The 24,370-nt window shown below is 68.0% G+C and carries 22 protein-coding genes; 18 read left to right on the top strand and 4 right to left on the bottom strand.

From position 1 onward, the window contains the following. Positions 1 to 140 precede the first annotated feature (140 nt). The 11 genes from AC06FE_RS06780 (at position 141) to AC06FE_RS06730 (ending at position 12,376) form a co-directional block, all read left to right on the top strand. Complete coding sequence (locus tag AC06FE_RS06780) at positions 141 to 1,376, top strand: EAL domain-containing response regulator (RefSeq protein WP_478072596.1); 1,236 nt, start codon at positions 141 to 143, stop codon at positions 1,374 to 1,376. A 502-nt stretch (positions 1,377 to 1,878) separates the two neighbouring features. Beyond that, the gene (locus AC06FE_RS06775) at positions 1,879 to 2,415 is read left to right on the top strand and encodes a fimbrial protein (protein ID WP_478072595.1); all 537 of its coding nucleotides are present in this window, start codon (positions 1,879 to 1,881) and stop codon (positions 2,413 to 2,415) included. Positions 2,416 to 2,523: 108 nt separating this feature from the next. Beyond that, positions 2,524 to 3,273, top strand: coding sequence for a fimbrial biogenesis chaperone (locus tag AC06FE_RS06770; protein WP_478072594.1), 750 nt, complete (start codon positions 2,524 to 2,526; stop codon positions 3,271 to 3,273). 146 nt (positions 3,274 to 3,419) lie between these two features. Beyond that, positions 3,420 to 6,044 carry a fimbria/pilus outer membrane usher protein gene (locus AC06FE_RS06765; protein WP_478072593.1) on the top strand — a complete coding sequence of 875 codons (2,625 nt, stop codon included), beginning with the start codon at positions 3,420 to 3,422 and terminating at the stop codon, positions 6,042 to 6,044. Positions 6,045 to 6,222: 178 nt separating this feature from the next. Next, positions 6,223 to 6,912, top strand: a complete 690-nt coding sequence (locus AC06FE_RS06760; RefSeq protein ID WP_207911791.1) for a LuxR C-terminal-related transcriptional regulator — start codon at positions 6,223 to 6,225, stop codon at positions 6,910 to 6,912. A 304-nt stretch (positions 6,913 to 7,216) separates the two neighbouring features. Next, the gene (locus AC06FE_RS06755; protein ID WP_192287030.1) at positions 7,217 to 7,894 is read left to right on the top strand and encodes a response regulator; all 678 of its coding nucleotides are present in this window, start codon (positions 7,217 to 7,219) and stop codon (positions 7,892 to 7,894) included. 154 nt (positions 7,895 to 8,048) lie between these two features. Continuing rightward, entirely contained in the window at positions 8,049 to 8,633 is a 585-nt protein-coding gene (locus AC06FE_RS06750) for a hypothetical protein (protein WP_192287029.1), read from the top strand. 7 nt (positions 8,634 to 8,640) lie between these two features. Next, a complete protein-coding gene (locus AC06FE_RS06745; RefSeq protein ID WP_132863762.1) occupies positions 8,641 to 8,838 on the top strand; it encodes a helix-turn-helix transcriptional regulator in 198 nt (65 codons plus the stop codon). Between the two features lie 71 nt (positions 8,839 to 8,909). Then, positions 8,910 to 10,400, top strand: a complete 1,491-nt coding sequence (locus AC06FE_RS06740) for an alpha/beta hydrolase (RefSeq protein ID WP_478072674.1) — start codon at positions 8,910 to 8,912, stop codon at positions 10,398 to 10,400. Positions 10,401 to 10,430: 30 nt separating this feature from the next. Then, complete coding sequence (locus AC06FE_RS06735) at positions 10,431 to 11,186, top strand: ABC transporter ATP-binding protein (protein WP_478072592.1); 756 nt, start codon at positions 10,431 to 10,433, stop codon at positions 11,184 to 11,186. Continuing rightward, positions 11,183 to 12,376 (top strand): ABC transporter permease, encoded by a 1,194-nt coding sequence (locus AC06FE_RS06730; RefSeq protein ID WP_478072591.1) that lies wholly within the window; start codon positions 11,183 to 11,185, stop codon positions 12,374 to 12,376. Before AC06FE_RS06735 ends, AC06FE_RS06730 begins: the two co-directional genes overlap by 4 nt. Before the next feature lie 255 nt (positions 12,377 to 12,631). Here AC06FE_RS06730 and AC06FE_RS06725 read toward each other — a convergent pair whose 3' ends face one another. Together AC06FE_RS06725 and AC06FE_RS06720 are read right to left on the bottom strand one after the other, a co-directional pair. Next, on the bottom strand, positions 12,632 to 13,651 hold the full coding sequence (locus AC06FE_RS06725; protein WP_192287026.1) for an energy transducer TonB: 1,020 nt from the start codon (positions 13,649 to 13,651) through the stop codon (positions 12,632 to 12,634). A gap of 189 nt (positions 13,652 to 13,840) precedes the next feature. Beyond that, positions 13,841 to 14,425, bottom strand: a complete 585-nt coding sequence (locus AC06FE_RS06720; protein ID WP_478072590.1) for a TIGR00645 family protein — start codon at positions 14,423 to 14,425, stop codon at positions 13,841 to 13,843. Positions 14,426 to 14,533: 108 nt separating this feature from the next. Here AC06FE_RS06720 and AC06FE_RS06715 point away from each other — a divergent pair, with 108 nt between their 5' ends. Further along, positions 14,534 to 15,223, top strand: coding sequence for a glutathione binding-like protein (locus AC06FE_RS06715; protein WP_132863753.1), 690 nt, complete (start codon positions 14,534 to 14,536; stop codon positions 15,221 to 15,223). A 49-nt stretch (positions 15,224 to 15,272) separates the two neighbouring features. Here AC06FE_RS06715 and AC06FE_RS06710 read toward each other — a convergent pair whose 3' ends face one another. After that, entirely contained in the window at positions 15,273 to 16,580 is a 1,308-nt protein-coding gene (locus tag AC06FE_RS06710; protein WP_192287024.1) for a WD40 repeat domain-containing protein, read from the bottom strand. Positions 16,581 to 16,682: 102 nt separating this feature from the next. Between AC06FE_RS06710 and AC06FE_RS06705 the strand changes: the two genes are divergently transcribed. From AC06FE_RS06705 to AC06FE_RS06695, 3 genes are all read left to right on the top strand, one after another. Then, the gene (locus AC06FE_RS06705; protein WP_478072589.1) at positions 16,683 to 18,911 is read left to right on the top strand and encodes a S9 family peptidase; all 2,229 of its coding nucleotides are present in this window, start codon (positions 16,683 to 16,685) and stop codon (positions 18,909 to 18,911) included. Between the two features lie 19 nt (positions 18,912 to 18,930). Next, positions 18,931 to 19,419: a cytochrome c oxidase assembly factor Coa1 family protein gene (locus AC06FE_RS06700; RefSeq protein WP_192287022.1), complete on the top strand. Its 489-nt coding sequence runs from the start codon at positions 18,931 to 18,933 to the stop codon at positions 19,417 to 19,419. 163 nt (positions 19,420 to 19,582) lie between these two features. Then, positions 19,583 to 21,373, top strand: coding sequence for a DUF885 domain-containing protein (locus tag AC06FE_RS06695; protein ID WP_478072587.1), 1,791 nt, complete (start codon positions 19,583 to 19,585; stop codon positions 21,371 to 21,373). 137 nt (positions 21,374 to 21,510) lie between these two features. Here AC06FE_RS06695 and AC06FE_RS06690 read toward each other — a convergent pair whose 3' ends face one another. Further along, the gene (locus AC06FE_RS06690) at positions 21,511 to 21,933 is read right to left on the bottom strand and encodes a hypothetical protein (RefSeq protein WP_478072586.1); all 423 of its coding nucleotides are present in this window, start codon (positions 21,931 to 21,933) and stop codon (positions 21,511 to 21,513) included. 143 nt (positions 21,934 to 22,076) lie between these two features. Here AC06FE_RS06690 and AC06FE_RS06685 point away from each other — a divergent pair, with 143 nt between their 5' ends. The 3 genes from AC06FE_RS06685 (at position 22,077) to hemB (ending at position 24,369) form a co-directional block, all read left to right on the top strand. After that, on the top strand, positions 22,077 to 22,325 hold the full coding sequence (locus AC06FE_RS06685; protein ID WP_132863745.1) for a hypothetical protein: 249 nt from the start codon (positions 22,077 to 22,079) through the stop codon (positions 22,323 to 22,325). A gap of 108 nt (positions 22,326 to 22,433) precedes the next feature. Further along, the gene (locus tag AC06FE_RS06680; RefSeq protein WP_478072585.1) at positions 22,434 to 23,348 is read left to right on the top strand and encodes a bestrophin family protein; all 915 of its coding nucleotides are present in this window, start codon (positions 22,434 to 22,436) and stop codon (positions 23,346 to 23,348) included. A 31-nt stretch (positions 23,349 to 23,379) separates the two neighbouring features. Continuing rightward, positions 23,380 to 24,369, top strand: coding sequence for a porphobilinogen synthase (gene hemB / locus AC06FE_RS06675; RefSeq protein WP_192287018.1), 990 nt, complete (start codon positions 23,380 to 23,382; stop codon positions 24,367 to 24,369). The last annotated feature ends 1 nt before the right edge of the window (position 24,370 follow it).

Below are 24,370 nucleotides of genomic sequence, written 5' to 3'. Positions count from 1 at the left end.
TCAACCGGGCACGCCTGAGCGGATGTCCTACCTGCTGGGGAGAAGAATAAGACTGGGCCGATATGGGCGGGTACGAGCGGTTGGAACAATGTCCCCCGACGCAACAGACGGTACCCCGCCCACTGCCCGGAGACGCCTTCATGAACGCCCAGATCCGCAATGTCCTTCCTGCCACCGTTGCCCTGCCGGTCCCCAGTGCGCTGGTCGTGGATGCCAACGAGCTCCATCTGGCGTCGGTGATGAAGATGCTGGCACGCGCCGGTGCCGACCGGGTCAAGGGTGTGCATGCCGGCGCCGTCGGTATCGACGCGCTGCGCGGCGAGGACTGGGGCGTGGTGTTCGTGGACCTGGACCTGCCCGACGTCACCGGTATGCAGCTGATCGACCTGCTGGCCGACCGTGGCAGCAAGGCCGCGGTGGTGATCATGAGCAACCATCCGTGCCGCATCCTGCATGCCGCGTCCTGCCATGCCACTGCGCGTGGCCTCAACGTGGTCGCCGCGCTGCGCAAGCCGCTGGACGCGATGCTGGTGCAGGACCTGCTGGAGGAACAGGCCATCCGCGCCGCGCAGGCACCGCAGGCGGCCCGGCCGGAGGAGCCGTCGATGCATGGCTTCAGCGCCGAGGAACTGCGCCGGGCGCTGTTGTCGCACCAGATCAAGCCGTACTTCCAGCCACAGCACGACGTGCTGACCGGCGCGCTGCGCGGCGCCGAGGTCCTGGCCCGCTGGCATCACCCGAGCGGTCGGGTGCTGGGGCCGCATGCCTTCCTGCCGGCTTTCGAGCGGGCCGGGATGATGGATTGCCTGACCCAGTACATGCTCTCCAGTGCCTTCGAGGTCATGGCCATGGACGGGCACGGTGCCGGCCGGGTGGTGGCAGTGAACGTCCCGGCCAGCGTCGCCTGTTCGGTGCAATGGGCCCAGAGCGTGGCCGACCTTGCCCAGGTGGCCGGGGTGGATCCGTCGCAGCTGATCATCGAGATCACCGAGGACGGTGGCGCGGCCTGCAATGCGGCCCTGTCCGGCGTGGTCGCGCAGTTGCGGTTGCGTGGTTTCCAGTGCGCCATCGATGACTTCGGCACCGGCGATTCGTCGCTGGACCGGCTGATGCGTGCGCCGTTCAACGAGATCAAGATCAACCGCGGGATGATCATGCAGGCACGCGAACATGTGCATGCGCGCAGTGTGCTGGCCAGCATCATCGCCATGGGCCGGCAGCTGGTGGCCACCGTGGTGGCCGAAGGCATCGAGGACCAGGAAGACCTGGCGATGGTGCGCAACCTGGGCTGCCATGTCACCCAGGGCTACCTGCATGCGCGGCCGATGTCGCGTGCCGCCTACATGCGTTACGTGCTGCGTAGCGACAACGCCTGACGTCAACTGTGCACGTTGGAAAGGGCCGGCCTTGCGCTGGCCCTTTTTGTTTCCGGCAACGGTGTGCCGATGGCGGGCGCCCTGCGGACGGAAGCGCACTGCATCGTGCACGCGCAGCAGAAGGCGTCGTGACGCCATCACATCCGTGCAACGTCGCTGACCGGAGCGGGTAGGCCAAGTGCAGACGATGGCGTAGGAATTTTCGGGTTCGCGAGGAAGGCTTTTTTTGCGGAAATGAGTCGCTTGCAGGCGCATCGGGATTCCTCCCGGGCGATAGCGTAATTCCCGTCACGATTGCATCGCGCACCCCTTCAACGAACCGATTTCATTTGTTTCAGATAAGTCCTATCTGAAGGCTGCATGGATTCGGACGTCGCTGATTATCTCGCCGCAGCCTGCTCCCTAGACTTCCCCTGCCCTGACAAGACGGTGCACGGCACGACCCGCCGGACGGAAGTCAGGCCCTTGTTGCAATCCAATCCCTCAATCCAGGACTACTGAAATGAACAAGTTCTCCCTTGCTTCGGCCCTCGCCATCGCCCTGTTCGCCGCCCCGGCCGCCCAGGCCGCCGACGGCACCATCGAGTTCACCGGCGCCGTGACCGCCATCACCTGCAAGATCAACGCCGGCCAGAATGACTTCAGCGTCACCCTGCCGACCGTTTCCACCTCTGCGCTGTCCGCCGAAGGTCAGGTCGCTGGTCGTACTCCGTTCAAGATCGAAGTGAGCGATTGCCAGGGCCAGGCCAACACCGTTTCGGCCTTCTTCGAAGCCGACGAGAGCGTGAACCTGGCCACCAGCCGCCTGTTCGTTGATGCGAACGGTGGCTTGGGTGCCAAGCAGGTGGAAGTGGCCCTGCTCAATGACCGTCACGAGAAGATCCTGGTGGGTGCCTCGGCAGACAAGCAGAACTCGCAGACGGTCGACCTGAGCTCCGGCAACGCCACCCTGAACTACTACGCGCAGTACGAAGCCACCGGCGTTGCCGAAGCCGGTGAAGTGAAGACCCGCGTCCGTTACACCATGTCCTACGAGTAAGCCAAAGCCGCGTGGCGGCACTGCCGCCACGCACGGATTTCCGCTGCGCCGTCTCCTTCGGGACGACGGCGCGGCAACCGGGTCCCACGGCCCCCAGGAGAAACGACCATGAACAACGGTATCCGTACATTGATGATGTCCACCAGTGTCGCACTGGCCATGTTTGCCTCGCAGGCCGATGCAAGCGTGGTGATTGCAGGAACCCGCGTGATCTTTCCGGGCCAGGACAAGGAAGCAACGGTTCAACTGAACAATGCGGGGCAGCTGCCGGCGTTGGTGCAGGCCTGGCTGGATGAGGGGGATGCCGCCGCATCGCCGGAAGCGATCAACGTGCCGTTCACCCTCACCCCGGCGATGTTCCGGCTGGATCCGGGCAACGGCCAGGCATTGCGCCTGCTGCACACCGGGGCGGCCCTGCCCAAGGACAGGGAAAGCCTGTACTGGCTCAATGTGCTGGAAGTGCCGCCGAAGGTGAATGACGATGCCAACCGCCTGCAGCTGGCGGTGCGCACCCGTATCAAAGTGATGTATCGCCCCGCCGGCCTGCCCGGCAAGGCCGCCGATGCCCCCGCCGCAGTTCGCTGGGAGCTGCGCCGGCAGGAAGACGGCACCGGTTACGCGCTCAAGGCCAGCAACCCGACGCCGTACTACGTCAACTACGGCAGCATCAGCCTGGGCACCGGCAACGGCACCCTGGATGCCGGCGGAGGCCACGTCGCGCCGGGCAGCAGCAAGCTGTTCCCGCTGGCCGCTTCGGACGCCGCCGTCCTTACCCGCACCGAAGTGCAGTACAGCGCGATCAATGACTGGGGTGGCACGTCCCAAGGCGCGCAGCCGGTCAGCGCGCCCACGCGTTGAGCCAGGTGCCGCCAGTGGCGGCACCGCGCTGACACCCACCTTCCCGCACCAGCGGCTTCCGGCACGGAACGGCCGCTGGGCGGATCCCGAATCGATCAGCAGGTGCCCCGGCATGGGGACGCCTGGTGCGTACCTGGAAGATTGCCGTGAACCTGCCTGCCGCCGCCCGCTACCGCCCCGTCGCAACCCCGGTGCGCCGCCACCTGCCGGCGCTGATCGTTGCCATCCTCGCGACGCAGTGCCTGGAAGCGATGGGGCAGGAAACGGCGATGTCGGCCGCGGCCGTGGTCCAGTTCGATACCGAGTTCCTGGTCGCCGGTGGCGGCCGCAACGTGGACATCTCCCGCTTCGAGCGGGGCAGCGTGGTGCTGCCCGGTGTCTATCGCGCCGACCTGCAGGTCAACGGCGATTACGTCGCACGTGCGGACGTCACGTTCCGCAGCCTCGAGGCGGGCGCCGACGCGGTGGCCTGCATCGATGAATCGCTGCTGGCCCGGTTCGGCGCGGACATGTCGCTGCTGGACCCGGCCATCCGCGACCGCCTGGCCGTGGCGGCCGCCTGCGAGCGCATCGAGGACGTCATCGCCGATGCGCGCGTGCACTTCGACTTCGCCGCACAGCGCCTGGAGGTGAGCATCCCGCAGGTTGCCATGTTGCGCCGTGCACGTGGCTACGTGGATCCCTCCAACTGGGATGCCGGCATCAACGCCGCCTCGCTGGGTTACAGCTTCAATGTCTACCAGCAGAAGATGCGCGGCAACGCCGCCGTCACCCGCGGCTACCTTGGCCTGAATGCCGGCCTGAACGTGGGGGGCTGGCGCCTGCGTCATGACGGCTCCTACAGCTTCGACACCCGGGGCCAGCGCGACTACCAGGCCATGGCCACCTATGCCAAGCGCGAGGTGGCGGCCTTGTCGGCCGAACTGACTCTCGGCGAGGCCTTCACCAGCGGTGACCTGTTCGATTCGGTCGGCTTCCGTGGCGTGCGCCTGGAAACCGACGACCGCATGCTGCCCGAATCACGTCGCGGTTACGCGCCGACCGTGCGTGGCGTGGCCAACAGCAATGCCAGGATCACGATCCGCCAGGGCGGCTCGCTGATCCACGAGACCACGGTGGCGCCGGGTGCGTTCGAGATCGATGATCTCTACGCCACCGGTTATGGCGGTGACCTGGAGGTCACCATCCAGGAAGCCGACGGCAGCCAGCGCGTGTTTTCGGTGCCGTTCGCCGCGGTGCCGCTGTCGCTGCGCCCGGGCGTGAGCCGTTTCAGTGCCACGCTGGGCACGCTGCGCCAGCACCAGGGCCGCGATGAGCCGCTGTTCGCGCAGGGCACCTGGCAGCGTGGCCTGTCCAACCGCGTGACCGGCTATGCCGGCGTCACCGCCGCGCCGGACTATGCCGCCGGCATGGTGGGCGTGGCCCTGAACACCCGCCTCGGCGCGGTAGGCGCCGACGTCACCCAGTCCTCCACCGTCCTGGCCGATGGCAACGCGGTGCGTGGGGCCAGCTACCGGCTGAGCTATGCACGCGACATCGCCGCCACCGGTACCCACGTCGCGATCGCGGCGTACCGCTACTCGACCGGCGGCTTCTATGGCCTGGGCGAAGCGATGCAGGCACGTGAGGCCGAGCGCCACAGCGATGTCTGGGCGCCGCAGCGCCAGCGCAACCGCGCCTCGCTGAGCATGGGACAGCGCCTGGGCGAGCGCCATGGCCGCCTGCATGCAACCGCGTCGCTGTCCGACTACTGGAACCGGCCCGGCTCCGACGTGAACTACTCCTTCGGCTACAGCGGTTCGCTGGGGCGGATGAACTACGGCATCTCGGCCAATCGCCAGCACAGTGCCGATGGCCGCGCCGATACCCAGTACTACGCCAGCCTGACGGTGCCGCTGGGCAGCGCAGGCCGGTCACGGACCCTGAGCAACAACCTGTCCTACAACGATGGCGGTCGCTCGCGTGCGCAGAGCACCCTGTCCGGCACCGTGGGCGAGGAGAACCAGCTGTCCTACGGCCTGTCGCTGGCACATGCACGCGGCGGCGACATCGACAGCACCTCCGACCTCAATGCCAACCTGATGTACCGCGCTGGCAAGGCCGACCTGCAGGCCAGCATGGCGGTCGGCAGCCACCACTCGCAGGCATCGGTGGGCGCGCGCGGCGCGGTGGTGATCCATGCCGATGGCTGGACGCTGTCCCAGCCGCTGTCGGAAACCTTCGGCATCGTCGAGGTGGCCGATGCGAAGGGCGCGCGCCTGCTCAACGCCGCCGGCGTCAAGGTGGACGGGCGCGGCTACGCGGTCATCCCGTACCTGACCCCGTACCGCACGAACACGATCAGCATCGACCCGAAGGGCCTGTCCACGGACGTGGAACTGAAGCTCAACAGCCAGCAGGTCACCCCGCGCGCCGGTGCCGTGGCGAAGGTGCGCTTCGCCACCGAGTCCGGGCGCTCGGCGGTGCTGGAAGTACGCCGCCAGGACGGTTCGGTGCTGCCGTTCGGCGCCAATGTCATCGACGAGGATGACCGCGAAGTTGGCGTGGTCGGGCAGGGCGGTCGCATCTTCGTGCGTGGCCTGCGCGAGACTGGCACGTTGACCGTGCGCTGGGCCGATGATGCGCGCGCGCTGTGCCGCATCGACTATCACCTGCCGGCGCGCGGCAAGGACGAGGGCATCCAGGTGGTGCCGGGCCAGTGCGTCACGCAGGTGGCCGATCTGCGCGAGGCCGACGCCGCGCCAGTGTGGAACTTCGTCAGCGGCGAATGAGCCGCGCCACGGATTGCGCCGGCACATCGCAGCAGGCCCGTCGATGCTTGCACGCGCTTGCGCGGCGGGCTGGCCACTGACATAGAATCGCCCCAGCACATGGTCCCCATGTGTGCCGATGGGTGCACCCTTCAAGGGCGGAACCGGCCGGCGGGCGGTGGTCGTTGGAGGGGGTGGCGTGGACAGTTTCAGGATCCGGGTGGTACTGGCCGACGATCATCCCGGGATGATCGCCGGCGTGCGGCATGAACTGTCTTCGGTATCGACCATCGAACTGGTGGGGACGGCCGGTGATTCGACGGCGCTGATGGCCCTGCTGGCCGAGGTGCCGTGCGACGTCGTGGTTTCCGACTACGCCATGCCTGGCGGCGAGGTGGGCGACGGCGTGGCGCTGTTCGGCCTGATGCGGCGTCGCTTCCCGGACGTGAAGCTGGTGGTGCTGACCATGCTGGACAACCCGGCGGTGCTGCACACGCTGGTGACCCAGGGCGTGCAATGCATCGTCAGCAAGTCCGATGCGATCACCCACCTGGTGCCGGCCATCCATGCCGCGCGCACGCAGGGCCGGTACTTCTCGCCGAGCATCGAACGGGTGGTGAGCGGCGTCGACTGGAACCGCCGCAGCCGCAACCCGGACGGCGTGCTGAGCCAGCGCGAAGCGGAAGTGGTGCGGTTGTTCGCGTCGGGGCTGACCGTCAACGAGATCGCCGAGCGCCTGCATCGCAGCAAGAAGACCATCAGCACGCAGAAGGCCAAGGCGATGGAGAAGCTGGGCGTGGAGCGTGACGTGGACCTGTTCCGTTACGCGATGGAGAATGGTCTGGTCGCACCGGCATCGTCGGGCGGCGTCGACCCGGCCGTGGAATGAGCGCGGCCCGCATGTTCATGGCGTGAGCCACGACGACGCGGCACAAGCAGTTTCTTTTGCAAGGATGCACGCATGAAGATCACGCTTTGAACGGCGGATGATGCCTTGCGTGCATCAATTCAGACCTGTCCTATCGGCCGCCTGGCCGGTTTCGGACCTGGGCGCTTACATCGTTGTGCGCCCGCACATACATTTAATTAACAAATTGTGCCGGAAAAACCAACGGGTCGGACCTGGCACACGACGATGCCCGCGCGTGCCTGCACGGTGCATCGGCCCGCCTACCTTCACCACTCTGGCCATCATGAAACCACTCAGCCTCCGGGTCGTCATCGCGGACGATCATTCCGCCGTCCGCGCCGGCATCCACCACGTGATCGAAGCGTCCGGTGGCGCATCGATCATGGGTACCGCGCGCAATTCCAGCGAACTGCTGGAACTGCTTGGCCGGGTGGAATGCGATGTGTTGATCACCGGCTACGCGATGCCCGGTGGCCGGCACGGTGATGGCATGTTCCTGTTCCGGCTGATCCGCCAGCGCTTCCCCGAACTGCGCATCGTGGTGCTGACCATGCTGGACAACCCGGGCATCGTGCATTCGCTGCTGAAGCTGGGCATCACCTGCATCCTCAGCAAGTCCGACTCGATGAGCCACCTGATGCCGGCCGTGCACGTGGCCTACGCCGATGGCCGCTACCTGTCGCCGACCATCGCCGAGGTGGCCGATTCGATCACCACCAGTCGCGCGCAGATCCATGCATTGAGCGGACGCGAGCTGGAAGTGATCCGGCTGTACGTATCGGGCATGACCGTCAACGAGATCGCCGAGCGGCTCAACCGCAGCAAGAAGACCATCAGCAGCCAGAAGGGTGCGGCCATGCTCAAGCTCGGCCTCAAGCGCGACCTGGACCTGCTGCGTTACGGGCTGGAGTCGGGCCTGGTCGGCGGCGATGCGCGCATGGCGGTACAGCGGGCCCACTGAGGCCCGCATCGCATCCGGCGGGCTTGTAAAGGACGCTTGACAGAGGCCGGACCCGCGCTGCAGGATGTGTCAAGCATCCTTTACAGGGCAGGATCATGCGCCAGACACGCACTTCCATGCGTTCCCGTGCCAACCCGCGCGTGGGGCAGCGGCCATGAGCCGCCATGCGTTGTCATGGTGGCTGCTGGGCAGTGGCGCGGTCCTGCTGCTGGGCGGCGTGCTGCTGCAGCAGGTGCTGGCGGCGCTGGTCAACGCACGCGCGGCCGGGGTGCTGGCCGGGATCGGCCTGGGCCTGTTGATCGCCGGCGTGCTGCGCCGGTTGATGCCGGCCGGCTGCGATGCCGCCACCCCGACCCTGCGCCGCCGCTACACCCGTGAAGTGGTCGTGGCCATGCTCGGCTACGTGGTGCTGCTGTGCCTGTCGATGTACCTGCTGCGTGGCGCCGAAGGCGCCGGGCTGCGCGCATTGATCGCACTGCTGCCGGTACCGCCGATCGTGCTGGTGCTGCGCGCGATGGTCCGCTACATCCGCGACGTCGATGAAATGCAGCAGCGCATCGAACTGGAAGCGGTCAGCGCCGCCACCGCGTTCGTGTCGCTGGTCTACCTGACCGGGGGCTTCCTGCAGTCGGCCAAGGTCATCGACGTGCCGTCCAACGTGGCGATGATCTGGGTGTTCCCGCTGGTCTGCCTGTCCTACGGCCTGGCCAAGGCCGTGGTCGCACGGCGCTACCACTGAGGCGGGGATGGAGAACCGTCTGCGCGAACTGCGCGAAGCCAGGGGCTGGTCGCAGGGGGAACTGGCCGAACGCCTGGAGGTGTCGCGGCAGACGGTCAATGCGCTGGAGACCGGCAAGTACGACCCCAGCCTGCCCCTGGCGTTCCGCATCGCCCGCGTGTTCGAGCAGAAGATCGAGGGGATCTTCTTCCCTGATGTCACATAGCCGGCCATGCTGCGTCTGGTGATGCAGCAGGTCCAAATCCACGCTTTCAACCGAGAGGGGCTGTTCCGATGATGTCCCGCACCATCCGTACCACTGTCCTGGGCATGGCCGTCGCCGGCGGCCTGCTGGGATGCAGTGCCTCCCCACCCGATGCCGCTCCCGCCAAGGGCATGGTGCTGGGGTCACTGGCGTTCAAGCCGTGCAGCCTGGACTCGACGTTCGGCCGCGCCAGCCTGGAGGCGCAATGCGCCACGTTGCAGGTCCCGGAGGACCGGGCCAACCCGCAGGGCCGCCGGATCGCCCTCAACATCGCCTGGCTAGCACCGGAGAAGGAAGGCAACTTCAAGCCCGACCCGGTGTTGTTCCTGGCCGGCGGCCCCGGCCAGTCGGCGGTGGACAGCTACCCGATGCTGGACCCGGCCTTCACCAAGGTGCGCGAGCAGCGCAACGTGATCCTGGTCGACCAGCGCGGCACCGGTGACTCCAACCTGCTGGCCTGCACCGACAGCGAAGGCGCCGACGTGTCGGCCGCGGCCATGGGCGCGCATGCGGCCGCCTGTGCGCGCACGCTCTCGCAGAAGGCCGACCTGCGCCACTACACCACCACCGACGCGGTCGCCGACCTGGAGGACGTGCGCAAGGCCATCGGCGCCGAGCAGATCAACCTGATCGGCGTCAGCTACGGCACCCGCGTGGCCCAGCAGTACGCCATGCGCCACCCGCAGCAGACGCGCAGCATCGTGCTCGACTCGGTGGTGCCCAACAGCCAGCCGCTGGGCAACATCTTCGCGCGCAACCTGGACGATGCGCTGGCCAAGCAGTTCGCCCAGTGCACTCTCACGCCCTCGTGCAAGGATGCGCTGGGCGACCCGCGCGCCGAGCTGGACGCGCTGCTGGCACGCCTGCGCGCGCAACCGGTCAGCGTCACCTACCGCGATGCGGCCACCGGTGAGCAGAAACAGGGTGAGTTGAACGCCGATCTGGTCGCCGGGCTGGTACGCATGTACGCCTACATGCCCGCCGCCGGCGCGCTGCTGCCCAAGCTGATCCACGAAGCCAGCGCCGGCCGTTACGAGAACCTGATGGCATTGGCACAGATGCTGCAGTCGGACATGAGCCAGAGCATGGCCATGGGCATGCAGCTGTCGGTGGTCTGCAGCGAGGACGCCGACAGCATGGTCGCCACCGCCGGCGACGAGCACACCGTGCTCGGCAACCGCATGGCCGAAGGCCTGGCCGCGATGTGCGCGGTGTGGCCCAAGGGCAAGGCCCCGGCGGACTTCCACGCACCGCTGGCCACGCAGGTGCCGGCGCTGGTGCTGGAAGGCGAGTTCGACCCGGTCACGCCGCCGCGCTATGGCGAGGAAGTGGTCAAGCACCTGCCCAATGGCCGCCTGTTCGTGCTGCGCGGGCAGGGCCACAACGTGATCGGTGCCGGCTGCATGCCCAAGCTGTTCACCGAGTTCATGGACAAGGCCGATGCGCGCGCGCTGGATGCGAGCTGCCTGGACAAGATCAACTACGTGCCACCGTTCACCAGCTTCAATGGCTGGGAACCGTGATCTCGACGCATCACTGAGGAATCCGCTTACATGATCGTTGCAGAACGACTCCGCAAGACCTTCCCCGGCAGGGGCAAGGACAAGAGCCCGGTGATCGCCGTGGACGAGGTGGGCTTCACCGCGCGCGATGGTGAGATCACCGGCCTGCTCGGCCCCAACGGTGCCGGCAAGACCACCACGCTGCGCATGCTCTACACCCTGATGACGCCGGAGAGCGGCCGCGTGCTGGTCGATGGCATCGACCCGGCCGTCGACCCGAACACCGTGCGCCGCAACCTGGGCGTGCTGCCCGATGCGCGCGGCGTGTACAAGCGCCTGACCGCACGCGAGAACATCGACTATTTCGGCGAGCTGCATGGTATGACCGCCACCGACATCGCCGCGCGCACCGCGCGGCTGGCCGCCGCGCTGCAGATGGAGGACTTCCTGGACCGCGCCACCGAGGGCTTCAGCCAGGGCCAGCGAACCAAGACCGCCATTGCCCGCGCGCTGATCCACGACCCGCGCAACGTGATCCTCGACGAGCCGACCAACGGCCTGGACGTGATGACCACCCGCGGCCTGCGCGGTTTTCTCAAGGAGCTGCGCGAAGAGGGGCGCTGCGTGATCTTCTCCAGCCACATCATGCAGGAGGTGGCGGCGTTGTGTGACCGCATCGTCGTCATCGCCCATGGCCGGGTGGTGGCGCAGGGCACCCCGGACGAGCTGCGCGAGCATGCGCACGAGTCCAACCTGGAGGATGCCTTCGTCAAGCTGATCGGCAGCGAGGAGGGCCTGCACGCATGAACCGGACCGGATTCCTGGGCTGCATGATCACGGTGATGCGCAAGGAGCTGCGCGACTTCGCCCGTGACCGCCGCACCTTCCTGCTCACCCTGCTGACCGCACCGCTGCTGTACCCGCTGATGTTCCTGGGCATGAGCAAGCTGACTAGCCTGCGCACCGAGAACCAGCTGGACAAGGACCTGGCCCTGCCGGTGGTCGGCATGGCGCAGGCGCCGAACCTGGTGGCCTTCCTGGCCAGCCGCGGCATCAACGCCACCGAGGCGCCGAAGGACATCGAGGCCCGCATCCGCGCGCAGAAGGACGATGTGGCGCTGATCATCGATCCGGACTTCGCCGAGGACTGGCATGCCGGCAAGCCGGCCAAGGTCGACGTGCTAGCCGACACCACGCGCCGTACCAGCGACGTGCAGGTGATGCGGCTGAAGGCCACGCTGGGCGAGTACAGCCAGTCGGTGGGTGCGTTGCGGCTGTTGGCGCGCGGCGTGGATCCGAAGGTGGCCGCGCCGGTCAACGTCGGCACGCGTGACCTGGCCACGGCCGAGGCCAAGCGTGGCATCTTCCTGTCGATCGTGTTGCCGCTGGTGCTGATGCTGTCGGCCTTCATCGGTGGCTCGCACCTGGCGATGGACACCACCGCCGGCGAACGCGAGCGGCAGTCGCTGGAGCCCCTGCTGGCGACGCCGGCGGCGCGTGGCGCGCTGGTCAGCGGCAAGATGCTGGCAGCGGTCACGGTCGGGCTGGCGTCGATGCTGCTGATCCTGCTCTCCTTCAAGCTCAGTGCCAGCATGGGCACCGGCGCGGCCACGTCGCTGGACGTGAGCTTCGCCGCGATGGGCAAGCTGCTGACCATCCTGCTGCCGCTGGTGGTGATCGGCACCGCGCTGCTGACCTGCCTGGCGGCCAGCGCCAAGAGCATGAAGGAAGCACAGAGCCACATCGCCTGGCTGATGATGCTGCCGATGCTGCCGGGCTACGCGCTGATGGCCTATCCGCTGAAGGACACCCAGCTGTGGCAGTACGCGGTGCCGTTCCTGTCGCAGAACCAGATGCTGGTGAAGGTGACCCGTGGCGAGATGCCGTCGGCCACGCAGTGGGGGGTGTACCTGCTGGCCTCGCTGGGCCTGGCGCTGGTGTTGTGGGGGATCGCGGTGTGGCGTTACCGCCAGGAGCGCCTGGCGATCTCGGGTTGATCGACCCGCAGTGCGATGCAGAAGGCCCGGCGAATGCCGGGCCTTCTGTTTGGTGGGCAGCGGTCGGCACGGCATTGCGCGGGACGTGGTGTGGCGCGATGCCGGCAGGGCAGGCCCCGTCGCTTCCGGACCACCGGTGCGGCTGCAGCCCTGCCGGCACTGCATCCGCGTCTAGCCGGCACGATCACTGCACGGGGAAAAACGCAGAAGGCCCGGATCGCTCCGGGCCTTCGTCACCATCACGCACCTGCGGGCTTACTTGTTCGGTGCGAAGGCCAGGGTGCGGCGGGTGGTGACCGGGCTGCCCATCGGTTCGAACTTCCAGCGCCTGACCGCGGCCAGTGCTTCGCGGTCGAACACGCGCGCCGGGGTGGCACGCAGGATGCGGGCGTCGGTGACCGAGCCGTCGGTGCCGATGGTCAGTTCCACCAGCACTTCGCCGGAGGTGCCCGAACGCAGCGCATCGGCCGGGTAGCGCGGGGCCGGGGTGCTGACCGCGCGCAGGGTCGGGGCGGCGGGGGCCGCGGCCGGCTTCGGCGCGGCGGCAGCGGCGGCGGCTGCCTGGGCGGCGCTGCGCTGCTCGGCCTCGCGGCGGGCGGCGGCCTGGCGCTCGGCCTCCAGTCGCTCGCTGTCCTTGCGCGCGGCTTCCTGGCGGGCGGCCAGCTGCTGGGCGGCCGAGGCTTCGGCGGCCTGCTGCTGGGCCAGGCGCTGCTGCTCGACCTGCTGCTTGGCGCGGTTCTCGGCGTCACGCTTGGCCTTGTCGGCTTCGTCGGTGGTGCGGCGCTCGGCGACCTGGACGCCGCTGGTCACGCCCTGCTTCAGGCGAGGCAACGCCGGGGCGCTGGGGTCGACCTTTTCCACCAGCGCGATCAGGCGCTGGGCTTCGGTGAAGTCCTCGCGGCCCAGCGCCTGCTCGGCGGCGATCAGGGTGTAGGGCTGCAGGTCGGTCAGTGCGCTCTTGATCGAGGCATCGTCGGGCAGCTTGTCGCGCAGGGCCAGGTAGTACTCCATCGCGTTGTCACCGGCCGGGGCGTACATGCGGTTCTCGCGCAGCGCGGCACTGGCGGCATCGCGCAACGCGCCGGTGTCCATGCCCTGCACCTTCTCCGAGGCGGCCTTGTCGGCCGCGGCCGCCTGCGCGGCGGCGGCCGGAGCCGCGGCGGTATTGGCGGCGGCAGGCGCGGTTTCATCCGGTCCGGAACAGGCGGCCAGCGAGGCCAGCAGAACGACGGGTGCCAACAGGCGCAGCCTGCCTTGCTTCGTGACGTACGACATCAAACATCCCCTTGAATCGACGAACGTGGACGGCCGTGCCTGATGGGCGAGAAGGCGCGGCGTTTCCCAAAGCCGCGGCGGCCGACAGTGAAGCGCGAATCTAGCATCGCCGAACCGGGCTGCGGTGCCAGAAAATTGTGACAGGGTGAAAAAGTGATGGGCGTCACATTGTGGCGCCCATCGGGGTACTCAGTGCGCGGCCGGCTTGGCGTGGCCGTTGCTCATCAGCTTGTCGGTCCAGGCAATGCCGATCGCCGACAGGATGAACACGCAGTGGATGATGGTCTGCCACATCACGCCGTCGGCGGTGAACTTGGAGCACAGCTCGCCGGCCTCGGTCAGCGCCTTGGTGCACAGCGGCGCACCGATCTGGCTGGACTCGATGAAGGTCTTGAGCAGGTGGATGGAGGAGATGCCGATGATCGCCATGGCCAGCTTGACCTTCAGCACCGAGGCGTTGACGTGGCTCAGCCACTCCGGCTGGTCCGGGTGGCCGTCCAGGCGCAGCCGCGAGACGAAGGTTTCATAGCCGCCGACGATCACCATCACCAGCAGGTTGGAGATCATCACCACGTCGATCAGGCCCAGCACGATCAGCATGATCTGCTGCTCGCTCCAGGTCTGCGCGTGGGTGATCAGGTGCCACAGCTCCTTGCCGAACAGGAACACGTAGACGCACTGCGCGACGATCAGGCCCAGATACAGCGGCAACTGCAGCCAACGCGAGGCGAAGATCAGGGACGAGAGCGGGCTCAACGATTTGCGGTCGGACATGAAAGGGATGCTGCGTTGCGGAAAGCGCGCAGGTTAACGGGCGCCCCCACACGCTGCCAAGCGGTGTGCCTCGGTACACTCGGTGTCAGTCCCGATGGAGGCGTGTTCATGATCGACCTGCACTACTGGCCCACCCCCAATGGCCACAAGATCACCCTGTTCCTGGAGGAGGCGGGCCTGGAATACCGCATCCACCCGGTCAACATCGGCAAGGGCGACCAGTTCCAGGCCGAGTTCCTGGCCATCTCGCCGAACAACAAGATGCCGGCCATCGTCGACCATGCCCCGGCCGACGGCGGGGCACCGCTGAGCGTGTTCGAGTCCGGCGCGATCCTGCTGTACCTGGCCGAGAAGACCGGCCGTTTCCTGCCCACCGACCTGCGCGGCCGAGCCGCGACGCTGGAATGGCTGTTCTGGCAGATGGGCGGGCTGGGCCCGATGAGCGGGCAGATGGGGCACTTCAACGTGTATGCGCCCGAGCGCATTCCCTACGCCATCGAGCGCTATGACAGCGAGGTGCGCCGCCTGCACCGGGTGATGGACAAGCGGTTGGAGCAGTCGGCCTACCTGGCCGGCGACGACTACGGCATCGCTGACATGGCCAGCTACCCGTGGATCGGTGCCTACGCCAAGCTGCCGGTGGATTTCGACGCTTTCCCGCACCTGCGCCGCTGGCACCAGGCCATCGCCGCGCGCCCGGCCACCCAGCGCGCCTATGCGATCGGGCCGACCGTGAACCCGCAGGCCGGGCAGCCACTGAGCGAGGAAGAGAAGCGGCACCTGTTCGGGCAACGCTGAGCCCGGCCAGCGTTGCCCGTGGCATGGCCCCGCCGCCGCGGGGCCATGCTCACCAGGCCAGCGGCCGTGCTTCCTGCTTCCAGAACAGCCAGCGGCGCAGTTCGCGGCGCGGCTGGGTGCCGACCTGCTCGGGGTGGGCGTCGGTCGAGGCCAGGTCGAGCAGGTGCAGCGTGCCCGAATGGCTGCCCACCGCCAGCGTGCGGCCGTCCGGTGAGGTGGCCATGGCGCTGATGGTGCTGCCGACGTGCTGCTTCCACAGCACGGTTCCCGCGCTGTCCACCGCACGCAGGTAGCCATAGGCGTCGCCGAGCACCAGCCCTTCCGGCAGCGGTGCGCTGGCATAGACGCGGGCACCGGGTTCGATCACCCGCACCGCCGGGTGGTCTTCATAGAAGTCCGTGTCGATCTGGGCCAGCGCCGCGACCTCCACGCCGATGGTGGCGCCGTTGTAGAAGTGGCAGGCATTGAGCGCGACGTGCCGGCCATCGGCGAAGAACGCCGCATGGTGCGGGTACTCGCCATGCGGGCCGACCTCGCTGACCGGCGTGCCGTGACCGTCGAAGATGCGATGGCGGCCGTCCTGGTGGCCGCAGGCGATCCAGTTGCCGTCGGGCGACACCGCCGCATGCACCATGTCCAGGCGCACGCCGTAGGGGTCGTCTTCGCCGGCGGCCTCTTCCAGTTCACGGGCGGCAGGCAGCAGGCGCTGGATGCCGGTGGCACTGCACAGGAACACGCCGCCGGCCTGCACCACCACCACGCGCTGGGCATCGTTGAACGGCACCAGCTGCTGCACGGTGGCGTCGTCTTCGGCCAGCGCGGCCAGGACGGACGGCAGCCCTTCCTGGCCGGTGGGCAGCGGCAGCACCGCGACCGGGGTGTCGTCGGCGCCGCGGACCAGTGCGATCCGGCCCTCGCGGAGCAGGGCCAGCACCCGGCCATCCGGGCTGCTGCCGAACATCTGCAGGTCCGGCTCCGGGGTGACTTCCAGGCCCTGCAGGCGCAGCACCTGGCCGGGTTCATACCAGGTGCCGGTGCGGATCAGCAGGCTGCCGTCGGCACGCCAGGCCAGCGCGCCGAAGCCTTGGCCGTTGTCTTCCAGCAAGGGGCTGGTGGCCTCGTGCAGGGGTGGCCACTGGCTGCGCAGGCGGGCAATGGCCGCCTCGCTGCCTTCGGCATTGGCGGCACGCAGCTGCTGGCGCAGTTCCGGCAGCAGTGCCGACAGCGCCGGCGGGTCATCGGGTTCGCCCATGCCCTCCCAGCCGCAGGCGTCGCCCTTGGCGATATAGGCGTTGAGATGGTGGGCGTAGGAATGTACGGCGTCGTGCCATTGTTGTTGCGGGGTTGCGTCGGCCATGACCGTGGGAAGCTCCATGTGAATGCAGGACTTTTGGCCCCGGCACTGTAGGGGCAGCTCCGTTAGGATGGCGCGATCCGTGATGCCTTCGACAGGAATCCCATGCGTCCCTTGTTCCTTGCCCTTGCCATGATGTGTGCCATGCCTGCAGTCGCCCAAGCCGAAAAACTCACCCTGGAGGCCATCACCGGCAATGCGCCGCTGACCGGCCCGACGCTGATGAAGCCCAAGGTGGCCCCCGATGGTTCGCGGGTGACCTTCCTGCGCGGCAAGGACAGCGACCGCAACCAGCTGGACCTGTGGGAATACGACATCGCCAGCGGCCAGACCCGGTTGCTGGTGGATTCGAAGGTGGTGCTGCCCGGCGAGGAAACCCTCAGTGATGCCGAGAAGGCGCGCCGCGAGCGCCAGCGCATCGCCGCGCTGAGCGGCATCGTCGACTACCAGTGGTCGCCGGACGCGAAGAGCCTGCTGTTCCCGCTGGGCGGCGAGCTGTACCTGTACGACCTGGGCAAGCAGGGCCGCGAGGCGGTGCGCCAGCTCACCCATGGCGAAGGCTTCACCACCGACGCCAAGCTCTCGCCCAAGGGTGGCTTCGTCAGCTTCGTGCGCGAGCGCAACCTGTGGGTGATCGACCTGGCCAGCGGCAAGCAGATGCAGCTGACGCGCGATGGCAGCGCGACCATCGGCAACGGCGTGGCCGAGTTCGTCGCCGACGAGGAAATGGACCGCCACACCGGCTACTGGTGGGCACCGGATGATTCGGCCATCGCCTTCGCCCGCATCGACGAATCGCCGGTGCCGGTGCAGAAGCGGTACGAGATGTACGCCGACCGCGTGGAGATGATCGAGCAGCGTTACCCGGCCGCCGGCGACAAAAACGTACTGGTGAAGCTGGGTGTGGTCGCGCCGCGTGATGGCGCGGCAGCGGCCTGGGTCGACCTGGGCAAGGAGCAGGACATCTACCTGGCGCGCGTCAACTGGCGCGATCCGCAGCACCTCACCTTCCAGCGCCAGAGCCGTGACCAGAAGACGCTGGAACTGATCGAGGCCAACCTGGCCGATGGCAGGCAGCGCACGCTGGCCACCGAGACCAGCAGGACCTGGGTGCCGCTGACCAACAGCCTGCGCTTCCTCAAGGATGGTCGCTTCCTGTGGTCGTCCGAGCGCAGCGGCTTCCAGCACCTGTACCTGGCCAGCGCCGACGGCAAGCAGCTGACCGCGCTGACCTCGGGCAACTGGCCGGTGGACGAACTGCTGGCCGTGGACGAGGACGCCGGCAAGGCCTACTTCCGCGCCGGCGTCGAATCGTCGCTGCGCAGCGAGATCTACGCCGTGCCGCTGGCCGGCGGCACGCCGGTCAAGCTCTCGCACGCGCCGGGCATGCACAGCGCCGCGTTCGCCAACAATGCCAGCGTGTACGTGGACAGCTGGTCCAACAGCACCACGCCGCCGCAGATCGAGCTGTACCGCGCCAATGGCGAAAAGATCGCCACGCTGCTGGACAATGACCTGGCCGACCCCAAGCACCCCTACGCCCGGTACGTGGAAGCGCAGCGCCCGGTCGAGTACGGCACGCTGACCGCCGCCGACGGCAAGACCCCGCTGCACTACAGCCTGATCAAGCCGGAAGGCTTCGACCCGTCCAAGCGGTACCCGGTGGCGGTGTACGTGTACGGCGGCCCCGCCTCGCAGACCGTGACCGACAGCTGGCCGGGCCGTGGCGACCACCTGTTCAACCAGTACCTGGCCCAGCACGGCTACGTGGTGTTCTCGCTGGACAACCGCGGCACGCCGCGCCGTGGCCGTGATTTCGGCGGTGCGCTGTACGGCGTGCAGGGCACGGTGGAGGTGGCCGACCAGCTCAAGGGCGTGGAGTGGCTGAAGGCGCAACCGTGGGTGGACGGCAGCCGGATCGGCGTGCAGGGCTGGTCCAACGGTGGCTACATGACCCTGATGCTGCTGGCCAAGGCATCGGACCAGTACGCCTGCGGCGTGGCCGGTGCGCCGGTCACCGACTGGGGCCTGTATGACACGCACTACACCGAGCGTTACATGAACCTGCCGGCCGCCAACCCGGCCGGCTATACCGAGGGCCGCGTGCTCACCCACATCGACGGGTTGACCTCGCCGCTGCTGCTGATCCACGGCATGGCCGACGACAACGTGCTGTTCACCAATTCGACCAGCCTGATGAGCGCGCTGCAGAAGCGTGGCCAGCCGTTCGAACTGATGACCTACCCGGGTGCCAAGCATGGCCTGTCCGGTGCCAACGCACTGCACCGCTACCGCATCGCCGAGGGCTTCCTGGCACGCTGCCTCAAGCCCTGAGCGGCGGCGAGAGGCGGGCATGCCGACCTTGTCCCCGCCCCCCTTGCCAGGTGCATCACGTGCACCCGGCAAGCCGCCGCGCAACTGGCTGCAGCGCAACCTGAAATGGGCGCTGCCGCTGGCGGCGGTGCTGATCGTGGCGAGCTGGTTGTTGCTCAACTGGTTGGGCCTGCGCCAGATGGCCGCACCGCTGGAGGCCAGCGAGCCCTACAGGCAGGCCATTGCCCGCGCCGCACAGCACCGGCAGGTACAACAGGCGCTGGGGGAGCCGATCAAGGCCGAGCCGTTCCCGTTCGGCAGCATCGGCGGGTCTGGTGGAATGACCAATGCGTCGATGGTGATCCGCATCTCCGGTCCGCACGGCAAGGGGCGGATCAACGTGGATGCGTATCGTCGCCAGCATTGGACCTTCGACAAGCTGCAGGTGCACCTGCCCGGCCAGCATGTACCGCTGGACCTGCGTACCGAGGACGAGAAAGCTTGTGCACTGATGTCGCATTGCCTGTGATCGGCGCGCGCAGGCCCACGGCGTGTGGACCTGCTGCAAGCGCGTGAATCGCTGCTTCCCGTTGCCTCGGGCAAGGGGAGGGCCGGGACGGGCCTGACTTCCCACCCTTGCCGCTCGCGCCCTGACTGCGTAGCGTCACCGGCATCCTTTCCGGAGTCGCCCGATGAAGCCGCTCGTTCTTGCCGTTGCCCTGGCGCTCGCCGCGCCGCTGACTGCCACCGCCGCCCCGGCGCCTGCCGCCAAGGCCGCCCCGGCCGCCCCGGCCTGGGTCACCCACAGCAACGAATTGGCGCAGATCCTGCTGCAGGCACAGGCGCCGTTTCAGCCGGAAATGGCCAGCTTCTTCGGCGTGCCGGGTTACGACGACAAGGCGGTGGACCTGGGGCCGGACAATGCCGCGCGCTACCGCCAGGCACTGGGCAGTGCACGCGAGCAGCTGCGCGAGAAGCTCCAGCTCGAGCGTGACCCCAACGTGCGCCAGGACCTGGAGATCATGATCGCCACGGCCGAGCGCAACATCCAGGGCAGCACGCTCAACGAGCAGCACCTGATGCCGTGGGCGGACGTGCCGCAGGCCGTCTTCAGCGGCCTCAACGGGCTGCTCTCCGACCAGGTGCCGGCCGAGCGTCGCGCCAAGGCACTGGACCGCCTGAAGGCCTACGTCGGGCAGGCACCGGGCACGCAGCCGCTGGCCACCCTGGCGCGCCAGCGCTACGCCGAGAAGAGCGGTACGCCGAACCTGCTGCAACCGACGAAGATCGAGGTCGAGCAGGCCATCGCCAACGTCGATACCTACATCGACGGCATCGGCAAGCTGTTCGCCAAGTACAAGATCGAAGGCGCCGATGCGGCGCTGGCCGAACTGTCCACGCAGATGAAGGACTACATCGCCTGGACGCAGAAGGACGTGCTGCCGCAGGCACGCACCGACAACCGCCTGCCGGCCGAGCTGTATGCCTTCCAGCTCAAGGAAGTGGGCGTGGACATCGACCCGGCGCTGCTGGTGCGCCGTGCCCAGCTGGAATACATGGAGACCCGTGCGGCGATGCGCCAGCTGGCACCGCTGGTGGCCAAGGATAAGGGCCTGAAGGTCGCCGACCCGAACGACTATGCGGCGGTGATCCGCGCGCTGAAGCAGGACACCATCGGCAACGACCAGCTCGAATCGCACTACCGTGGCGTCATCGATGCGATCGACCCGATCATCCGCAAGCAGGGCATCGTCGACGTGCCACGGCGCCCGCTGCAGATGCGGCTGGGCAGCGAAGCGGAGAGCGCAGCCTCGCCTGCCCCGCATTACCTGCCGGCGCCGCTGGTCGGCAACACCGGGCAGCAGGGCACCTTCGTGTTGCCGCTGGGCAACCCGGCCACCGGCGCGAAGGCGCAGTACGACGACTTCAACTTCGGCTCGGCGGCGTGGACGCTGAGCGCGCATGAAGGCCGCCCCGGCCACGACCTGCAGTTCGCGGCGATGGTCGAGCGGGGCATCTCGCTGGCGCGCACGTTGTTCGCGTTCAACTCGGTCAACGTCGAGGGCTGGGCGTTGTACGCCGAAGCGGAGATGGTGCCGTTCGAACCGCTGGACGGGCAGATGATCGCGCTGCAGTTCCGCCTGCTGCGTGCGGCCCGCGCCATGCTCGACCCGATGCTCAACCTCGGCCAGACCGACCGCGAACAGGCCCGCCGGGTGCTGGTCGAGGGCGTGGGCCTGTCCGAGGCGATGGCCACCCAGGAACTGGACCGCTACACCGTGCGTTCGCCGGGCCAGGCCTGCAGCTACTTCTATGGCTATACCCGCATCCTGGAGCTGCGCATGCAGACCGAGCTGGCGTTGGGCGACAAGTTCGACCGGCTGGCGTTCAACAACTTCCTGCTCGACCAGGGCCTGTTGCCGCCGGACCAGCTGGCCACGGCGGTCAACGAGGTCTTCATTCCGGCCCAGCGCCGGAAGTGAAAAAAGGGCGCCGCAAGGCGCCCTTTTTTTGTAGGAGCGGCCTGGACCGCGAAGCTGATGCCGTGTGCAATTGCAGGTATCGCGTGTGCTCGACGTTCCCCGGCTTCGCGCCTGAAGGCGCTCCTACCGGCGCTGGCTTACTTGCCGGCGCCCGGCGGCACCCAGATCGCCACGCCGGCAGCGCGCTTCTGCTGGGTGGGGATGCCCACGCTCAGGCCACCGGCGCTGTGCCGGCCGTAGCTGCCGGCGCCGACCGACATGCCCACCGGCGAGCCGCCGGCGCCCACGCCCATCAGGATCACGCCGTTGGCGCCCAGCGCGGCGGCCTCGCGCTTGAGGCGGGCGATGGCCGCGTCGGTCTGGCCCTGGGTGCCGAAGCCGACCGCGCTGGAGGACTCCAGCTGGGCGATCTCGACCGCGCCGGCTGGGGGGGTTGAATAGATCTGTACCGTGGCCGGATCCACCGGCGCGCGTGCCTGGCCGAGCATGACCTTGGACGTGCTGGCGCAGCCGCCGGTGGCCAGGGCCAGGCCCAATGCGATGGCGAGCGGGAATTTCATGGCTTCACTCCCCGGTGATCGGTGTTTGCGGATGATCCACGGCCGTGACTGAATCGGCCGCGAACTGGTTGCCGCGACGGCGGCCACTTGAACACGGGCATTTCCGGGCTATCTTGCAGTGAGTTTCTGATGGAGGAAAGGACATGGGACTGATCAGCCTTATCTGGGGTATCGCGGCATTGCTGTGGATGGTGCTGGCCTTCATCCCGCTGCTGGGCTGGGGGAACTGGTTCCTGATCCCGTTCGCCGCGGTGGGCGCGATCATCGCCGCCATCGGCCTGCTGTTCACCCACGCCACCAAGCGTGGCCGCGCCAAGACCGGCCTGGTGCTCAACGCCATCGTCATCATCGTCGGCGTGATCCGGCTGAGCATCGGCGGCGGCATCATCTGAAGCCCCGCCGACCGGGGGAACGGCCATGGCCGGGCGGGGGGCGTAAAATAACGGGGTTGGCCGGGGTGTTTCCCGGCCGTCAGGGCCAGCGACAGGCGTAATCCCCCGATGATCATCCGACCCCGCCCCCACGGCTGGCAGCTGCTGTACATCCTGCGCGGCTCGATCGTGCCGGCCATCGCGCCCAAGGTGCTGGCCATCGGCGCTTTGGCGGTGGCCGTGGCGGCATTCGAGCGGTACTGGCACCCATTCGGCCGTGACGGCGTCACCGTGGTGCCGTTCACCCTGCTTGGCCTGGTGCTGTCGATCTTCCTGAGTTTCCGCAACAGCGCCTGCCACGAGCGCTGGTGGGAGGGCCGCAAGCAATGGGGCCAGCTGGTCATCGAGTCGCGCAGCTTCGCGCGCGAGGCGGCCGCGCTGCTGGCCCACCAGCCGGCGCTGCAGGCGCGCGCCTCGCACCTGCTGATCGGTTTCGCCCATGCCCTGGCCGCCCGCCTGCGCGGCGGCGACGAGGCCGCGGCGACCGCACCGTGGCTGGCCCCGGACCAGGCCCCGGTGCTGGAACGCCGCAACCTCCCCGACGGCGTGCTGGCGCAGTTGGGGCGCGAACTGGCGGTGCCGCTGCACGCCGGCCAGCTGGACCCGTACCTGTACGCGCAGTTCGAAACACGCCTGCATGCCATGTCCAGCGTCCAGGCCGCCTGCGAGCGCATCGCCGGCACCCCGTTGCCGTTTGCCTACACCCTGCTGCTGCACCGCTGCGCGTGGCTGTTCTGCGTGCTGCTGCCGTTCGGCCTAGCCGGTGCGCTGGGCTGGGCCACGCCGGTGGTGTCGATGCTGCTGGCCTATGCCTTTTTCGGCCTGGACCAGCTGGGCGAGGAAATGGAAGAGCCGTTCGGCCTGGAGCCCAACGACCTGCCGCTCGATGCGATGGTGCGTACCATCGAGATCGACGTGCTGGACGCGCTCGGCCATCGGCCGTTGCCCGAGCCCCTGCAGCCGCAGGGCTACCTGCTGCACTGAATCATTGCCATTGGAACCAAGGAGTACCGCGATGGGCCACCCCCTCTACCGTCCGCGCCGCATGCGCCATGACGCGTTTTCGCGCCGCCTGATGCGCGAGCACACGCTGACCACCGACGACCTGATCTGGCCGGTGTTCGTGCACGAGCTGGACGGCCGCGCGCCGGTCGGCTCGATGCCGGGCGTGGACCGCATGTCCATCGACGAGTTGCTGCGCGAGGCCGAGCAGGCGCTGGAGCTGGGCGTGCCGGTGATCGACCTGTTCCCGGTGATCGACCCCTCGCGCAAGTCGCTGGACGCGGCCGAGGCCTGGAACGAGGACGGCCTGGCCCAGCGCGCCGTGCGCGCGCTGAAGCAGCGCTTCCCCGAGCTGGGGGTGATGACCGACGTGGCGCTGGACCCGTACACCACCCACGGCCAGGACGGCATCATCGACGAGCGCGGCTACGTGCTCAACGACATCACCGTCGAGGCGCTGGTGAAGCAATCGGTCTCGCATGCGCAGGCGGGCGTGGACATCGTCTCGCCGTCGGACATGATGGACGGCCGCATCGGCGCCATCCGCCGCGCGCTGGACGCCGCCGGCCACATCAACTGCCGGATCATGGCCTATTCGGCCAAGTACGCCTCGGCCTTCTATGGCCCGTTCCGCGATGCGGTGGGCAGCTCCGGCAACCTGGGCAAGGCCGACAAGAAGACCTACCAGATGGACCCGGCCAACAGCGACGAGGCCATGCGCGAGATCGCGCTGGACCTGGAGGAAGGCGCGGACATGGTCATGGTCAAGCCGGGCATGCCGTACCTGGATATCGTGCGCCGGGTGAAGCAGGAGTTCGGCGTGCCGACCTTCGCGTACCACGTCAGCGGTGAGTACGCGATGCTCAAGGCCGCCGCGCTCAACGGCTGGCTGGACGAGCGCGCGTGCGTGATGGAGACGATGATCGGCTTCAAGCGCGCCGGTGCCGATGGCGTGTTGACCTACTACGCGCCGCAGATCGCGCGCTGGTTGAAGGAGGATTGAG

It is taken from the genome of Stenotrophomonas sp. Steno-C18, from assembly GCF_056393195.1.
The sequence above is the reverse complement of the archived record's forward strand: the minus strand, read 5'-3'. Positions and strand labels throughout refer to the sequence as shown.

Excerpts from the sequence above, each read along its gene's own strand:
- AC06FE_RS06755 (WP_192287030.1), top strand. The coding sequence starts at position 7,217 with ATGAAACCACTCAGCCTCCGGGTCGTCATCGCGGACGATCATTCCGCC.
- AC06FE_RS06775 (WP_478072595.1), top strand. The coding sequence starts at position 1,879 with ATGAACAAGTTCTCCCTTGCTTCGGCCCTCGCCATCGCCCTGTTCGCC.
- AC06FE_RS06715 (WP_132863753.1), top strand. The coding sequence starts at position 14,534 with ATGATCGACCTGCACTACTGGCCCACCCCCAATGGCCACAAGATCACC.
- AC06FE_RS06770 (WP_478072594.1), top strand. The coding sequence starts at position 2,524 with ATGAACAACGGTATCCGTACATTGATGATGTCCACCAGTGTCGCACTG.
- AC06FE_RS06685 (WP_132863745.1), top strand. The coding sequence starts at position 22,077 with ATGGGACTGATCAGCCTTATCTGGGGTATCGCGGCATTGCTGTGGATG.
- AC06FE_RS06750 (WP_192287029.1), top strand. The coding sequence starts at position 8,049 with ATGAGCCGCCATGCGTTGTCATGGTGGCTGCTGGGCAGTGGCGCGGTC.
- AC06FE_RS06710 (WP_192287024.1), bottom strand. The coding sequence starts at position 16,580 with ATGGCCGACGCAACCCCGCAACAACAATGGCACGACGCCGTACATTCC.
- AC06FE_RS06690 (WP_478072586.1), bottom strand. The coding sequence starts at position 21,933 with ATGAAATTCCCGCTCGCCATCGCATTGGGCCTGGCCCTGGCCACCGGC.
- AC06FE_RS06705 (WP_478072589.1), top strand. The coding sequence starts at position 16,683 with ATGCGTCCCTTGTTCCTTGCCCTTGCCATGATGTGTGCCATGCCTGCA.
- AC06FE_RS06700 (WP_192287022.1), top strand. The coding sequence starts at position 18,931 with ATGCCGACCTTGTCCCCGCCCCCCTTGCCAGGTGCATCACGTGCACCC.
- hemB (WP_192287018.1), top strand. The coding sequence starts at position 23,380 with ATGGGCCACCCCCTCTACCGTCCGCGCCGCATGCGCCATGACGCGTTT.
- AC06FE_RS06695 (WP_478072587.1), top strand. The coding sequence starts at position 19,583 with ATGAAGCCGCTCGTTCTTGCCGTTGCCCTGGCGCTCGCCGCGCCGCTG.
- AC06FE_RS06730 (WP_478072591.1), top strand. The coding sequence starts at position 11,183 with ATGAACCGGACCGGATTCCTGGGCTGCATGATCACGGTGATGCGCAAG.
- AC06FE_RS06720 (WP_478072590.1), bottom strand. The coding sequence starts at position 14,425 with ATGTCCGACCGCAAATCGTTGAGCCCGCTCTCGTCCCTGATCTTCGCC.
- AC06FE_RS06740 (WP_478072674.1), top strand. The coding sequence starts at position 8,910 with ATGTCCCGCACCATCCGTACCACTGTCCTGGGCATGGCCGTCGCCGGC.
- AC06FE_RS06780 (WP_478072596.1), top strand. The coding sequence starts at position 141 with ATGAACGCCCAGATCCGCAATGTCCTTCCTGCCACCGTTGCCCTGCCG.
- AC06FE_RS06735 (WP_478072592.1), top strand. The coding sequence starts at position 10,431 with ATGATCGTTGCAGAACGACTCCGCAAGACCTTCCCCGGCAGGGGCAAG.
- AC06FE_RS06725 (WP_192287026.1), bottom strand. The coding sequence starts at position 13,651 with ATGTCGTACGTCACGAAGCAAGGCAGGCTGCGCCTGTTGGCACCCGTC.
- AC06FE_RS06745 (WP_132863762.1), top strand. The coding sequence starts at position 8,641 with ATGGAGAACCGTCTGCGCGAACTGCGCGAAGCCAGGGGCTGGTCGCAG.
- AC06FE_RS06680 (WP_478072585.1), top strand. The coding sequence starts at position 22,434 with ATGATCATCCGACCCCGCCCCCACGGCTGGCAGCTGCTGTACATCCTG.